This is a genomic window from Streptomyces sp. NPDC006134 (assembly GCF_040628835.1).
Classification (GTDB): domain Bacteria; phylum Actinomycetota; class Actinomycetes; order Streptomycetales; family Streptomycetaceae; genus Streptomyces.
In genome coordinates, this window is record NZ_JBEXTV010000055.1 from 16,956 (window position 1) to 30,485 (window position 13,530).

Annotated in this window: 7 protein-coding genes and 1 pseudogene; 3 read left to right on the forward strand and 5 right to left on the reverse strand. The window is 77.1% G+C overall.

Annotation, left to right across the window (positions count from 1 at the left end; all coding sequences use genetic code 11):
- Positions 1-313: 313 nt before the first annotated feature.
- Positions 314-2,485 carry a SpoIIE family protein phosphatase gene (locus ABZ340_RS28870; protein WP_358784806.1) on the reverse strand — a complete coding sequence of 724 codons (2,172 nt, stop codon included), beginning with the start codon at positions 2,483-2,485 and terminating at the stop codon, positions 314-316.
- 241 nt (positions 2,486-2,726) lie between these two features.
- On the opposite strand from ABZ340_RS28870, the pseudogene ABZ340_RS28875 reads away from it, so the two are divergent.
- Positions 2,727-3,344: pseudogene (locus ABZ340_RS28875) on the forward strand (response regulator transcription factor); the annotation flags it as partial.
- Here the strand turns inward: ABZ340_RS28875 and ABZ340_RS28880 are convergent.
- The 4 genes from ABZ340_RS28880 to lanKC all read right to left on the reverse strand — a co-directional run bounded on the left by ABZ340_RS28880 (position 3,267) and on the right by lanKC (position 10,005).
- Complete coding sequence (locus ABZ340_RS28880; RefSeq protein WP_358784774.1) at positions 3,267-5,300, reverse strand: ATP-binding cassette domain-containing protein; 2,034 nt, start codon at positions 5,298-5,300, stop codon at positions 3,267-3,269. The pseudogene ABZ340_RS28875 and the gene ABZ340_RS28880 sit on opposite strands and share 78 nt — an antisense overlap.
- 28 nt (positions 5,301-5,328) lie before the next feature.
- Positions 5,329-7,065, reverse strand: coding sequence for an ABC transporter ATP-binding protein (locus tag ABZ340_RS28885; protein WP_358784775.1), 1,737 nt, complete (start codon positions 7,063-7,065; stop codon positions 5,329-5,331).
- Between the two features lie 144 nt (positions 7,066-7,209).
- Positions 7,210-7,326, reverse strand: coding sequence for a SapB/AmfS family lanthipeptide (locus ABZ340_RS28890; protein WP_358784776.1), 117 nt, complete (start codon positions 7,324-7,326; stop codon positions 7,210-7,212).
- 78 nt (positions 7,327-7,404) lie between these two features.
- Positions 7,405-10,005, reverse strand: coding sequence for a class III lanthionine synthetase LanKC (gene lanKC, locus ABZ340_RS28895; RefSeq protein ID WP_358784777.1), 2,601 nt, complete (start codon positions 10,003-10,005; stop codon positions 7,405-7,407).
- Between the two features lie 322 nt (positions 10,006-10,327).
- Between lanKC and ABZ340_RS28900 the strand changes: the two genes are divergently transcribed.
- Together ABZ340_RS28900 and ABZ340_RS28905 are read left to right on the forward strand one after the other, a co-directional pair.
- Positions 10,328-12,772 (forward strand): SpoIIE family protein phosphatase, encoded by a 2,445-nt coding sequence (locus ABZ340_RS28900; RefSeq protein WP_358784778.1) that lies wholly within the window; start codon positions 10,328-10,330, stop codon positions 12,770-12,772.
- Between the two features lie 124 nt (positions 12,773-12,896).
- Entirely contained in the window at positions 12,897-13,316 is a 420-nt protein-coding gene (locus ABZ340_RS28905) for a CBS domain-containing protein (protein WP_358784779.1), read from the forward strand.
- Positions 13,317-13,530: the final 214 nt, after the last annotated feature.

Below are 13,530 nucleotides of genomic sequence, written 5' to 3' on the forward strand. Positions count from 1 at the left end.
GCCGCCTTTCCGTGCAGGCGCGCGCACGGCTTGCCAGCGACTTCTTCACATGCGGCGCGAGGGTGAGGCGCCCGCGCCCGTGCTACCCGGACGGCGAATCCGGCACTTGCGCCCCAAAGGCGTGAGCGGGACCGGGCCCGTGTGCAGATCCGCCGTGCACGGTGACCGGGTTGGGCAGTCGATGTGCAGATTCACTGAAGCGAGGGTTCCACTCGGTGATCTCGACAGATCGTTACTGATCGATTGCCGAGTGTAAAAGGGCGAGTGGTGATCGGGAGGGCCGTCTCCGCCGGAGACGGCCCCGCCGCCGCTGTCACTCCTCCCGCGTCCTGAGCAGCAGCACCGCGACGTCGTCGATGCGCTCCTCCGCGTCCGCGACGTGCCGCACCAGGTGGTCGGCGAGTTCGTCCAGCGGCAGCTCCCCCGCCTCGGCCAGCCGCCGGCCCAGGCCGGCGAGGGCGTCCTCGAAGTCGGCACCGGGCGACTCCACCAGCCCGTCGGTGTAGAGGAGGAGCAGGGACCCGGGGGAGAGGCCGACCTCCGACGCGGGGTACGCCGCCGCCGCGTCGATGCCCAGCAGCGGCCCGCCGGCCAGGTCGAGCACCCGCACCCGCCCGTCCGGCCGCCGCAGCAGGGGCGGGGGATGGCCCGCGCGGGACAGCACGGCCCGCCCGCGCCCCGGATCGATCCGCAGGTACAGGCAGCTGGCGAACAGATCGGTCCCCAGATCGATCAGCAGCCGGTTGGTCCTGCGCATCACCTCCTCCGGGGCCTGGCCGACGGCCGTGTACGCGCGGACGGCGGTACGGATCTGCCCCATCAGGCCGGCCGCGGTCACGTTGTGGCCCTGCACGTCCCCGATCACCGCGGCGGCCGTCCCCTCGATGGGCACCAGGTCGTAGAAGTCGCCGCCGATGTCCATGCCCCGTGTCGCCGGCAGATAGCGGGCGGCCGCCTCGATGCCCGGCAGGCGCGGCAGCGAGTGCGGCAGCAAGGCCTCCTGCAGCCCGTGCGCCAGACGGTGCTTGGCGTCGTACAGCAGGGCGCGGTCCAGGGCCTGGGCCACCAGCCCGGCCAGACTGGTCAGCACCGCCCGCTCCTGGACCGGGAACGCGTGCGGCCGGGAGTAGGCGAGCACCCAGGTGCCCACCGGCCGGCCGGAGGCGATCAACGGCAGGTAGGCCCAGGCCGCGAAACCGTCCGGAGTGGCCTGCCGGGCCGGGTACAGGTGCTCCAGCTGCTCCCAGGACTCCAGGAACGCGGGCACCCCCGTGCGCAGCACCTGCGTGCCGGGGGTGCGCTCGGTCAGCGGCATCCCGTCGAACCGCTCCACCAGGTACGGATCCGGGTAGCCGCGGTGCCCCAGCACTTCCATCCGGCCCGCCCGCGACCCGAGGATCACCAGCGCCTGGCTGCCCAGGGTCGGGGCGATCTCGTCCGCCACCAGCTGCACCACGTCCTGCACGCCCACCGCCTCGGTCAGCGCGCCGGCCAGGCTCAGCACCTGCGCGATGGTGACCAGACGGGACGGGGCCTCGCCGGACCCCGGCGCGGCCCGGCCGGCCCCGGACACCCCCCGGGCCCGGCCGATGCGGACGCTGAGCCCGGTCCGGCTCGGGTAGAGCCGGAACGACAGCCGGTCGCCGGGCGGACGCAGCGCGACGAAGGAGGTCGACTGCTGGCTGAGCAGCGCCGCCCGGTAGCGGTCTTCGTACACGGGGTCGTTCAGCCACGGCACGGCCGCCCACAGCGGCGTGCCGAGCAGCTTGCCGGCCGGCGTCCCCAGCAGCTCGGCCGCCGCCGGATTGACGAAGGCGACGCGCCCGTGCAGGTCGAGCGAGCACAGGCCGTACGGCAGCCGTCCCGCCATCCGCACGGCTTCCAGGGCGCCGAGGGAGCCGGCCGTGCCCCCCGCGGCCGGCGCGGCGAGCAGGCCGGGTTCGTGGTGACCGGGCTCGTGGTGGACGTGCTCGTGGTGGCCGGGCGGGCCCTCCCGCGCCGCACGCTCCAGCCGGAGCGCCAGCCGTGCGCAGGCGGCCGTCAGCCGCTCCCGTTCCCGGCCGGACAGCTCCGTGGGGCGGGCCCCCGGCCAGGTCAGGAAGACCGCGCCGTGCACCGTGGACCCGGTCGCGACCGGGAGCGCGGCCAGGGCGAACGGGTAGGGCAGGACCACCGAGACCCGCGGATAGCGCCGGGCCATCTCCTCCTCGCCGCCGACCCAGACCAGCCGCCGCCCGCGCACCGCGTCGGCCACCGGGACGCGCGCGCTCAGCGGCACGCGCTCCCAGGGCGCCGCGAACGCCCGGGGCAGCCCCGTCATCACCGCCAGCTCCAGCACGGTCCGGTCCGCGGAGAGCAGGTACACCGCGCCGACGTGCGCCTGGACCTCCTCCATCATCGAGGCCAGCGCCGGCGACAGGACGGGCCGGCCGGCGGGCGGCCCGGAGACCGGGGGCTCTCCCGGGGTGGGCTGCCGGTCGGACACCCCGACCACCTCCTCGCACGGCCGGGCGACGGGTCCCAGGGTCAAATCTCCCTCGTGGCGGCGCGGCGCGCACGGCGAACGGCCCGGCGTCCGGCCCGGGCGGGCGCGGGCGACCCGCGGCACCCGGGTCGCCCGCGCCGGTGCCAAACCGCCCGCGTACCCCGGCCGGCCCGGCCCATGGCCCCTCGTCCGTTGCACGCGGCGGCGTACGGGCGCCTCGTGTGCGCCCCCGCGCCTCCCGATGGCCGGTTCCACGCGTTCGCGGGCGGTCGCGGACGCGAACAATGGGGCACGCGCTCACCATGACGGAACAGGCGTACGGCGAGCTGAAGGGGTGGCAGTGATCCGGGTGCTTCTGGTGCACGACACATGTCTGGTGCGAACGGTCCTCGCGGACTGGCTGCGCCGCGAACCCGACTTCGAGGTGTTCGAGACCTCGTGGCGCGGCGCGCCCGGACGGGTGCGGACCCTGCGGCCCGACGTCTGCGCCGCGGACCTGGAGTGTGCGGACGCCTACGGCATCCCGCCGCTCGGCGAGCTGTCCCCGCCGGGTCCGGCCTCCCCACGGCTGCTGGTGCTGGCCGGCAAGCACCGGCCGGGGCTGCTGAAACGCGCCGCGGAGGCGGGGGCGCTCGGCTACGTGGACAAGGAGGGCACGCCGGAACGCCTGGTGCACGGCATCCGGCGGGTCGCCCAGGGAGGACGTTTCGTCGACGACTCCCTGGGCCTCGGCTTCCTCAAGGCCGCCGAGATGCCGCTGACCCGGCGGGAGCTGAGCGTGTTATCCCTGGCCGCCGAGGGGGCCTCCATCGCGGAGATCGCCGGAACCCTGCACCTGTCCCGCGGGACCGTGCGCAACTACATGGCGGCCATCACCCGCAAGACCGGGGCCCGCAACCGGGTCGACGCCATCCGCATCTCCCAGGGCCAGGGCTGGCTGTGACCGCCGTGCGGGCGGGGCCGGCCGGCCGCCGACGAGGTCCCGGTAGGCCGCCGAGGAGCGCAGCAGCTCCTCGTGGGTCCCCTGCGCCGTGCGCGGGCCGTCCATCACCAGCACGCGGTCCGCGCGGCGGGCCGAGCCGGCCCGGTGGGCGACGACGACCAGGGTGCCGCCGGGCCGGGCCGCGAAGGCCCGCTCGGCCCGTTCCTCGGCCTGCGGGTCCAGATGACAGGTCGCCTCGTCGAGCAGGGCGAGCGGCGCGGGGGAGAGGTATGCCCGGGTGAGCGCGATCAGCTGCCGCTCGCCCGCGGACAGCGCCGACGGGTCGACCGGGGCCGCGGGACCGCCGAGCGCCTCCAGGAGCGGGGTCAGGCCGACCGCGTCGGCCGCGGCGAGCAGCTCCGCCTCGGGCACCGGCTCCGCGCGCAGGTGCGTGAGGTTCTCGGCGACGGTTCCGGTGAAGACGTACGCCTCCTGCGGGATGAGCACCCGCCGGGCGGCGGCGTCCGGCCCGGGCACCGGATGCCCGTCGATCGCGACCGTGCCGTGGGCCGGTACGACGAGTCCGGCGACCAGGGCCGTGAGCGTGGACTTGCCGATGCCGCTCGGGCCGACGACGGCCAGGTGCGAGCCGGGCGGGAGGGTGAGGTCGAGACCGTCGACGACGGGGGCGGCGGCGGGGCCGTAGGCGAAGGTGACGCCGTGGAGCGCCAGGGCGGGGACGGGAGAGGGGGAGGGGGAGGGGGAGGGAGCGGGGGGACGGAGGAGGACCGGGGGCGCCGGGGCCGGTGCGGCGGGACCGGCGTGGGTGCCGGGGGCTCCGGTGGGGAGGGGCGGCGGGACGGGGTGGCCGTCCGAGGTGGCTAGGGTGGGGTCGTCGTCTGAGGTGGTGCGAGGGGTGGGGTCGTCGTCCGGGGCGGTGCGGGGGAGGGGCGTGTCGTCGTCCTCCGTCTCCCCGGGGGCGAGACGGCGCAGGACGACCGCGAGGCGGGAGCCGCTGGTGCCCAGGCCGTGGACGAGGTCGCGCAGGGCGGGCAGCAGGGACTGGGTGACGTAGGCGAGGGCGCCGACCAGGGCCCCGGCGGTGACGCCGTGGGCGAGGAGCCAGGGCGCGGCGGCGAGCAGCAGCACGACCGGCAGATGGCCGCCGGCCGCCAGGGCCGCCACCCGCAGCACGCTCCAGCGGGCGAGGGAGCGGGCGGCCCGCAGCTCGGCCTCGACGTGCCGGGCGACACCGGCACCGGCCCGGTCCTCCGCACCGGCCGCCGTGAAGTCCCGCAGGCCGGGGCAGACGGTGCCCAGGTGGCCGGCGAGGGCCTCGTCGGCGATGAGGAACGCCTCCTGCCGGCGGGCCAGCACCCGCAGCGACACCGCGAACAGCGCCACCGCGGCCACCAGCGGCGGCAGGACGGCCGGCAGCAGCAGCGGCGAGAGGGAGAACAGCCCGGCCAGCGCCCCGGCGGTGGCGAACAGGAACGAGCGGGAGACCAGCACCAGCCCGGCGAAGGCGTCCCGCGCGATCTCCACCTGCTGCGTCAGCCCCGACAGGGCCCCGCCGTCCCCGGCCCGCACCCCGCGCGCGGCCACCCGGGCGACGAGCCGGTCCCGCAGCGGTTCGACGAGGTCGGCGACGGCCGCGTACACCCGCGCGGTCCCCAGCGCGCCCAGCGCCACGCCGAGCCCCGCCACGGCCAGCCAGCCGAGCCCGGTCCCCGTCCGCCCCGCCAGGAACCCGTCGTCCAGCGCGCGGGCCGGCGCGTACCCGACGAGGAAGCTCTGCCCCGTCTCCAGCACGGACCAGCCCGCGAGCCGCGCCAGGACCCGCGCCCGGGCCCGCAGGTACCGCAGGCCGCGCCCGTACACCCCGCCGGTCACCGGACCCCTCCCTCGCCGCCGGGCCCTTTCACGGGCCCCCTCCCTCGTCACCGGTCCCTTCGCCGCCGAACACCGCCCGGTACTCCGCCAGTCGCCACAGCTCCTGGTGCCGCCCCACCGCCCGCACCCGCCCCGCCTCCAGCCACGCCACGGCGTCCGCGCGGGCGGCGGTGGCGGCCCGGTGGGCGACGAGGAGCCGGGTACGGCCCGGTCCGCGGCCGACCAGGGCCCGGGCGATGCGGTGTTCGGTCACCGTGTCGAGGCTGGAGAGGGCGTCGTCGAGGATCAGCAGCCGCCCCCCGTGGGCGAACGCCCGGGCCAGCCCGAGCCGCTGGGCCTCGCCGCCGGAGAGCGGGGCGTCGGCCACGGCGGTGGCGTACCCGTCGGGCAGGCGGCGGACGAAGTCGTCCGCGCAGGCGAGGCCGGCCGCCTCCCGGACACGGCCGGGGGAGGGGGCGGGCAGCGCGAGGCCGATCGTGTCCTCGACGGTCCGGCCCAGCAGGGCGGGACGGGCGAAGGCATACCCGACCGCACGGCGCAGCTCGGCGCGGGACAGCTCCGGCAGGGGCACGCCGTCGAGCAGCACCTGCCCGGCGTCCGGGTCGGCCAGCCGCCCGGCGATCGCGGCCAGCAGCGACGTGCCGGAGCCGGAGCGGCCCACCACGGCCAGCGTCGTCCCGCCGGGCACCACCAGGTCCACGCCGTCCAGGACGGCCCGGCCGCCGCGCCGGGCGCTCACGCCCCGCAGTTCCAGCCGGCCGGGGCCCTCGGGCAGCCGGCCCGTCCCGTGGCCGGGGGCGGGTTCGGCGAGGACCTCGCCGAGCCGCCGGGCCGCCGCCCGGGCCCGGGCCAGGCCGGCGAGCTGCCCCACCAGCACGCCGACGCCGGTGGCGAGGACCGCGTACCGGGAGGCCGCGAGCACCTCGCCCACCGTCAGCCGGTGCCGGGCGAGGAGCACGCCGGCCACTGCGACGACCCCGAGGTACAGGGCGGGCGCCACGGCGACCGCCCGGGCGGCGGCCCGGCCCTGCACCCGCCACATGCGGTGCCCGGCCTCGGACAGCTCGGGCAGCGGACGCAGGACCCGCGCCGTCTCCCGGTCCGCCGTGCCCGCCGCCCGGATCGTGCGGAAGCCGCCGACGGCCTCCGCGAGGGCCGCGGCGATCCGCCCCTGCGCCCGCTGGTACCGCTCGGCGCAGGCGGAGGTGTCGCGGGCGAGAGAGCGCAGCAGCAGGACCAGCACCGGCGCCCCGGCGAGGAACACGGCGGCCAGCCACACGTCGATCAGGGCGAGCGCCACCAGGCCCCCGAGGGGACCGGCGAGCGCGGCGAGCAGCGCGGCCCGGGCCGCCGGTGCCGTCCCGGCCTGGGCCGCGCTGCCGACCAGGCGTGCCACGAGGTCCCCGGAGCCGAAGCGGTCGGCGGCCCGCGGGCCCACGGCCAGCAGGTGCCCGGTCACCGCGCGGCGCAGCCAGGCGGTGGCGCGGGCGCCGACGGCGCCGGTCAGCCAGGTCTCCACCGCGTCGAGCAGGGCGGCGGCCAGCACGAGGGCGGCGCAGTACAGCACCCAGCGGGTCGCCGGGGCGTGCGCCAGCAACAGGTCCAGGGTCCGGCCCAGCGCGGCCGGCAGCAGCAGGCCGGCACCGGTTCCGGCCACACTCACCAGGCACAGGACCGCGCACGGGACGCGGGCGTCCCGGCCGGCCGCCCGCGACAGCGCGCGCCCCGGCCCGGCCCCGGCGCCGTCGTCGGCACGGGTCGTCATACGGCTGTGGCCCTCCCGTCAGGGGAAAGAGGTGCGGGGGAGAGATGCGGGGAAGAGAAGAAGTGAGGCGGGCGGGAACGGCGGACCCCGGGCGGCCCTCCCTCGCGGGAGCGGGCCGCCCGGGGCCGGGTCACACGGAGCCGGTCACAGACAGAGCAGCACGCTGGCCGCGCTGATGCAGGACAGCAGGCTCACCGTGCTGTTGCCGCCGCCGTCGGTGCGGGCCTCGGACTCCATCGTCTGCAGGTCGAGAAGCGCCATTGTCGTTTCCTTTCCTCGGAACCCGTGAGGGTGATGTGGTTTTCCGCCCGTGGGGACGGGGGTGGTGTCACGACTCCGTCAGGTGGCGGAGCCGCGTCGGTGGGGCCGCGGTGGCGGCAGGAACGGCAGGTGCGCGGCGCGCTCGGCGTCCAGCGCCGCCGACAGGGCCAGCAGGCAGCCCGCCGTTCCGGTGGCGAGGTCCATGGACAGCCGCATCATCTGGTGGCCGGGGAAGGCCAGCTGGCCCTCGTACGCCATCGCCGACCAGCCCAGTGCGGCGATCTGCTCGGCCAGATGCGCGGGCGTGGCACCGGGCGCGCCGGTGCGGGCCAGGTGCAGGATCATCCCGGCGCGGCCCTGGAACAGGCCCGGCTGGGCGTAGAAGCGGGAGCGGGCGGCGGTGAGGATGCCGTCGCGGGCCCGCTCCAGCGCCGCGTCGCCGTCCGGGAGGTGGGCGAGGAGGTCGTCGAGGACCACGCCGACGCCCACGCTGCCGTCGCCCAGGTACGGCAGGGTCCGCCAGCCCTCGTCGACCTCCAGCGCGCCGTCCGGCCGGGCCGCGCAGCACTCCAGGTCGCGGCCGAGCGCCAGGCGGGCCGCGTCCAGCAGCGCGCGGTCGCCGGTCCACTCGTACCGGCGCAGCAGGAACAGCGCCGGCCCGCTCGCGCCCCGCAGCAGCCCCGCCCGCCGCCGGGACGCGTCGGGCGGCGGTTCGGCGAGCCTGCGCAGGAGGATCTCCGCGGCCTCGGCCGACCGGTCCCGCAGCTCCGTCTCGCCCGTGACGCGGGCCAGGTGGCCGAGGGCCAGCCCCAGCCCGGCGAGTCCGCCGTACAGGTCGGAGGAGAGGTTCTGCCAGCGCTCCCGCAGGATGCCGTCGACCAGGTCCAGCGCCCGCCCGCGGTGCCCGAGGCGGTCCAGGACGCAGGCGACGCCCGCGAGCCCGTCGTACAGGCCGAGCGGTGTCCCGGCGGGCGGCGGGCCGGTGCGGGCCAGCAGCCACCGCTCGCCCTCCTCGTACCGTTCGGCGCCCGTCTCGGCCAGCGCGTACAGCACCCCGGCCGCGCCGTGCGCGAGGCCCAGGCCGCCGCCGTCGGAGAACTGGGCGATGTCGCCCGGGAAGAGCCGGTCGGCGCGGTCCGGCGTGGCCGAGGCGAGGATCGCCTTGACCATCGAGTCGCGGCTGGAGGGCCAGTCGCCGGGCCGGGCCGGCGGGGCGGAGACGACGGAGGCCGCGCCCGGCCCGCGGGTGATCTCCGCGACCGCCTCGTCCAGGAAGGGGCGCGGCACGTCCGGGAACTGCTCCGCGACGACCTGCGCCAGATGGGCCGCCTTGCCCCGGTCCACCACGAACAGCGTGGTCACCGGCAGGAACAGGGCGAGCCGCAGGCAGGCCAGCGCGTACCGGTCGACGTCGGGGCCCCGGCGGTCGGGCGGCGCGAAGAAACCGGGGTGGGCGACCACCTGGCGGCCCTGCTCCCCGACGGGGGCCGCCGCCTCGAAGTCGAGCAGGAAGACCGACTCCTCGTCGGGCGCCACCATGATGTTGAAGACGTGCAGGTCGTTGAAGACGATCCCGCGCGCGTGCACCGCCGCCACCGCCTCCTCCACCTTGCGGTGGATGCGCAGCGCCCACGCCGTGTAGGCGGCGACGGCATCCGGGTCGGGGTCGGGACCGAGCAGCGGGTGCCGCTCGGCGAAGAACGAGTTGAGCGGGCGGCCCTGAAGGAAGTCCATGACCAGGAAGCGGTGGCCGCCGAGCTCGAACCAGTCGCGCACCTCCGGCACCACGCCCGTGCCCGCCACCTGCTCCAGCGCCCGCTTCTCCCGCTCCAGCCGGGCCACCGCATCCGCGCCGTCGGAGGCCAGCCCCGCGTGCGGCCGGCCCTCCTTCAGCACGACCTTGCGCCCGTCGCGGGTGTCGGTGCCCGCGTACACCCCGCCGCCGTTGGAGAAGTGCAGCGCCTTCTCGATCCGGTACGGCAGGTCGCCCACCGTCGTGGTGTTGCGGGCCGCCAGGTGCGGCTGGAGGAAGGCGGGCAGCGTCACCCACTCCGGCACCTGGAAGGACGGCGCCCGCCGGTCCGGCACCAGCCGCCCCTCGCCGTCGCGCACCGCCGGCACCAGCGAGCCCCGCTCGTCGACGACGAAGGAACGCGCGAAGGCGCCGTAGCGCACGTACAGCGGGCCCTCGTGCCAGCGCAGGTCGGTCAGGATGTACGGCCCCTCGAACCCCTCCAGCAGCGCGCCCAGCTCCCGCAGCACCCGGTGCAGCTGCGCCTCGTCGGCCGGGTAGACGGTGACGAACTTGCCGCTGCCGTCGCGCGGCGCGTACTTGGCGTTGCGCAGGTGCAGCAGGTGCGGTCCGGGCACGAACTTGAACGGGATCCGGCGCGGCACGCAGTAGTCCCACACGATCGCGGCGATCTCCTCCGCGTTCGCCCGGGTGGCCGAGGAGTGGATCTTCCAGCCCTGGGCCGGGCCCGGCAGCGGGCTCCCGTCCGGGCCGAGCGGCGTCATGGTCAGCCAGTCGCCGGTCCGCGCCGCCTCCCACCCCTCCGGCACCGTGCGCCGGGCCGCCTCGTACAGCGGCTCCGCGTCCGGCCCGCCCGCCGCCAGCCGGTCGGGCGTCTCGTAGAAGTGCCGGTCCGCGAGCGCGTACACCTCGTACCGCTTGTCCATGCCTGCTCCCCCCTCTCGGGCGGCTCCGAGCCTTCCAGCCGGGCGGCGGCCCCGGACAGTCACAGCTGTCACGGGATCACCGTGCGGAACCCACGAGTCAAGACATGTTCGGGTTCTTTCGAGCATCACCAGGGGCTCGCGGCGGGCCCACGGAGGCCACGTCCCCGGCTCGCGGGACCGCACCCCGGGTACGGAGGGGACGTGCCCCGGGTACGGAGGGGACGCGCCCCAGGTACGGAGGGGACGCGCCCCGGGTGAACAGAGACCGAGTCCCGGGCGCACAGGGGCTGCGCACCCGGCGCGGGAGCGCTGTAATGGCGGCGTGGTCGGTGAGGACACTGCGGGGCGCGGGACGAGGGTCCGGCGTGCCGGGAACGTCCTGGGAACGATCACGTCCGGGCCGGACGCGACGGACCGGCTCCGCCGCATCCTCGAACAGGCCCTCGTCTTCGCCGACGCCTCCTGCGCGGCCGTCTACGCACCCGGCGACGACACGGAACTGCTGTGCCTGGTGGAGTCGGCCGGTGTGCCCCGGACGCTGTACGGACTGCGCGACGGCTATCCCGCCGCCGGCCGCTCCCCCGTGGCCGACGCCCACCGCGACGGGCGGCCGCTCTGGCTCGGCCCCGGCGACCTCGCCGGCCGCGCCGAGTCGCGGCGCGCGCCGACGGGGGACTTCAGCCTCGCCGCCCTGCCCGTGCACCGGGACGGCGGCGGCTGCCTCCTCGCCGTGACCGAGCACCCGGACGGGTTCGGCCCCGACGCCCGCCGGTGCCTGGAACTGATCGCCGAGGCCGTCACCTGCCCCGCCCCGCCCGCGGCCGCCGAGGGCGCGGACCTGCCGCCCCACGCGTTCCGCCTCGCCATGGACACCGGCCGCGTCGAGGCCGGCGGCGGCGTCCTGGACCTGTTCGGCCTCGGCCCGGACGAGTTCGACGGCCGGGTCGAGACCCTGCTGGGCCTGACCGTGCCGGAGGACCTGCCCTCGCTGATGTCGGTGGTCGAGGCCGACCACATGACCATCGGCGAGCGCGAGCTGGAGTTCCGCGTGCTGCGCCCCGCCGGCCCGCCGCGCTGGGTCCGCCTGCGCGGCCGGCTGCTGCCCGGCGGGGACGGCCTGCCCGCGCGGCTCGTGGGCACGGTCGCCGACGCCGCCGGCCTGCGCTCCGACGTCACCGACGTGGCACGCGTACAGCGCCTGGCCGCCGCGCTCGCCACCGCGGGCACCGTCCGCGACGTCGGACAGGCCGTCGTCACCGCCCTGCGCGGACCGCTGCGCGCCGACCGGATCGCGCTCGCCGGACTGGAGAACGACCGGCTCGTCGTCACCGTCCTCGACCCGCCCGAACCCGAGGCCTGGCCCGAGGTCTGGCGGCTCCAGTGGCGCACCGAGTGGCCCGACGCGCCCGTGCGCGCCATGCCCACCCTCGCCGCCGCCCTGCGCGAGGGCCGCGCCCGGGTCTGGCCCGCCGGTTCCGCCCTGGAACCCGCCCTCGCCGACGTAGGCCCCGGCGGCCTCGCGGTGCTGCCCCTGCCCGCCGGCGGCCGCGTGGCCGGCGTCTGCCTGATCGGCTGGGACACCCCCCACGACGTCGGCCCCGACGAACGCGCCCTGCTCACCGCCTCCGCCGGCCTGGCCGGACAGGCCCTGCTGCGCGCCCACGCCTTCGACGCCGAACACGAACTCGTCGGCATGCTCCAGCGCCAGCTGCTCCCGCGCCGCCTGCCCGAACTGCCCGGCGCGGTCGCCGTCGCCCGCTACCTGCCGAGCACCGCCGGACTGGAGCTCGGCGGAGACTGGTACGACGTGATCCCGCTGCCCGACCACCACGTCGCCCTCGTCATCGGCGACGTCCAGGGCCACAGCGCCGCCGCCGCCACTCTCATGGGCCAGATGCGCACCGCCCTGCGCGCCTACGCCGTCGAAGGGCACCCGCCGGACGTGGTGGTCTCCCACGCCAACCGGCTGCTGGCCGACATGGGCACCGACCTCTTCGCCACCTGCGCCTACGTCGACCTCGACCTGGAGGAGGGCACCGCCTGGTGCGTCCGCGCCGGGCACCTGCCGCCGGTGCTGCGCCACCCCGACGGCACCACCGAGATCGCGGACGTGCCGGGCGGCCCGCCGCTCGGCGTCGTGACGCAGGCCGACTTCCCGATGAGCCCGCTGCGGCTGCGCCCCGGCACCCTGGTCGCCCTGACCACGGACGGCCTCGTGGAGTCCCCCGGCACCGACATCGACGAGGGCATGGACCGGCTCGCCCACGCGCTCGCCGTCCACGACCCCGCCCACCTCGGACCCGTCGCCGACGCCCTCCTCGGCAGCGCCCGCCGCAGCGACGACGTCGCCCTGCTCCTGCTGCGCTACGACGGCATGGCCCTGCGCCCGCGGCGCGAGAGCTGGACGGTGTGGCGGGTCCCCGAGGCCGTGCGCCACGCCCGCCGCTTCACCCGGCGCACCCTGCGCTCCTGGGACGTGGCGCGGGACGCCGCCGACGCCGTCCTCCTCGCCGTGTCCGAACTGGTCACCAACGCCCTGGTGCACACCGGGGGCCCGGTCCGCCTCGACCTCACGCACCTCGGCACCCGCCTGCGGGTCGCGGTCACCGACGCCTCGCCCCGCACCCCCGTCAAGCCCCCCGGCATCGGCTGGGAGGCCACCGGCGGCCGCGGCGTCCTCCTCGTCGAGGCGGTGTCGGCGTCCTGGGGGACGCTGCCGGTCAGCGGGGGCAAGCAGGTGTGGTGCGAGATCCCCCTGGGCCGGTGAGCGCCGCCGCCCCGGCGGGTCCGGCTTCCGGCGTTCCCGCAGGTGCCGAGTCCGCGCGGCCGGGTACCCGGACGGCGAGAGCACACAGCGCAGCAAGGCCGCAAGGCGAGGAAAGAGGTACGTCATGGCGCAGTACGTCCGCGACATCATGACCAGCGAACCGGTGACCGTCGAGCCGCAGACCTCCGTCGCCGCCGTGGCCCGCATCATGCGGGACGAGGACCTCGGAGCCGTCCTCGTCACGGAGGGCGACCGGCTGCGCGGGCTGGTCACCGACCGGGACCTGGTGGTCCGCTCGCTCGCGGGGGGCGGCGACCCGGAGCAGACCACCGTGGCCGCCGCGTGCAGCGACGACGTGGTGACCGTACGGCCCGACGAGGAGCTGGACCATGCGGTGCAGCTGATGCGCGAGCACGCCGTACGCCGCGTCCCGGTCGTCGACGAGGGCCACCCCGTGGGCATCGTCTCCCTGGGCGACATGGCCATGGAACGCGACCCGGAGTCGGCGCTCGGCGACATCAGCGTGGCCCGGCCGAACACGTGAGGCGCGGCCACGCCTCCGTGGCCGCGCGCGTCCGGCCCGCCGGCCCGGCCTGACGGCCCCTCCGGCGGGTCCGGTGGCGCGCGCGGCCCTCGGACCGCCCCGCCTCCCGCGTACCCGGGCATGCGCGCCCGGGCGGACATGCCCGGACGGACACACCCAGGCGGACGGGGCCGTGCGGGCCCGGTCCGCGTCCGGGCCCGCACGGCCCGTGGGC

Coding starts and splice junctions, on each gene's coding strand:
- ABZ340_RS28905 (WP_358784779.1), top strand. CDS start 12,897: ATGGCGCAGTACGTCCGCGACATCATGACCAGCGAACCGGTGACCGTC.
- ABZ340_RS28890 (WP_358784776.1), bottom strand. CDS start 7,326: ATGGCGCTTCTCGACCTGCAGACGATGGAGTCCGAGGCCCGCACCGAC.
- lanKC (WP_358784777.1), bottom strand. CDS start 10,005: ATGGACAAGCGGTACGAGGTGTACGCGCTCGCGGACCGGCACTTCTAC.
- ABZ340_RS28885 (WP_358784775.1), bottom strand. CDS start 7,065: ATGACGACCCGTGCCGACGACGGCGCCGGGGCCGGGCCGGGGCGCGCG.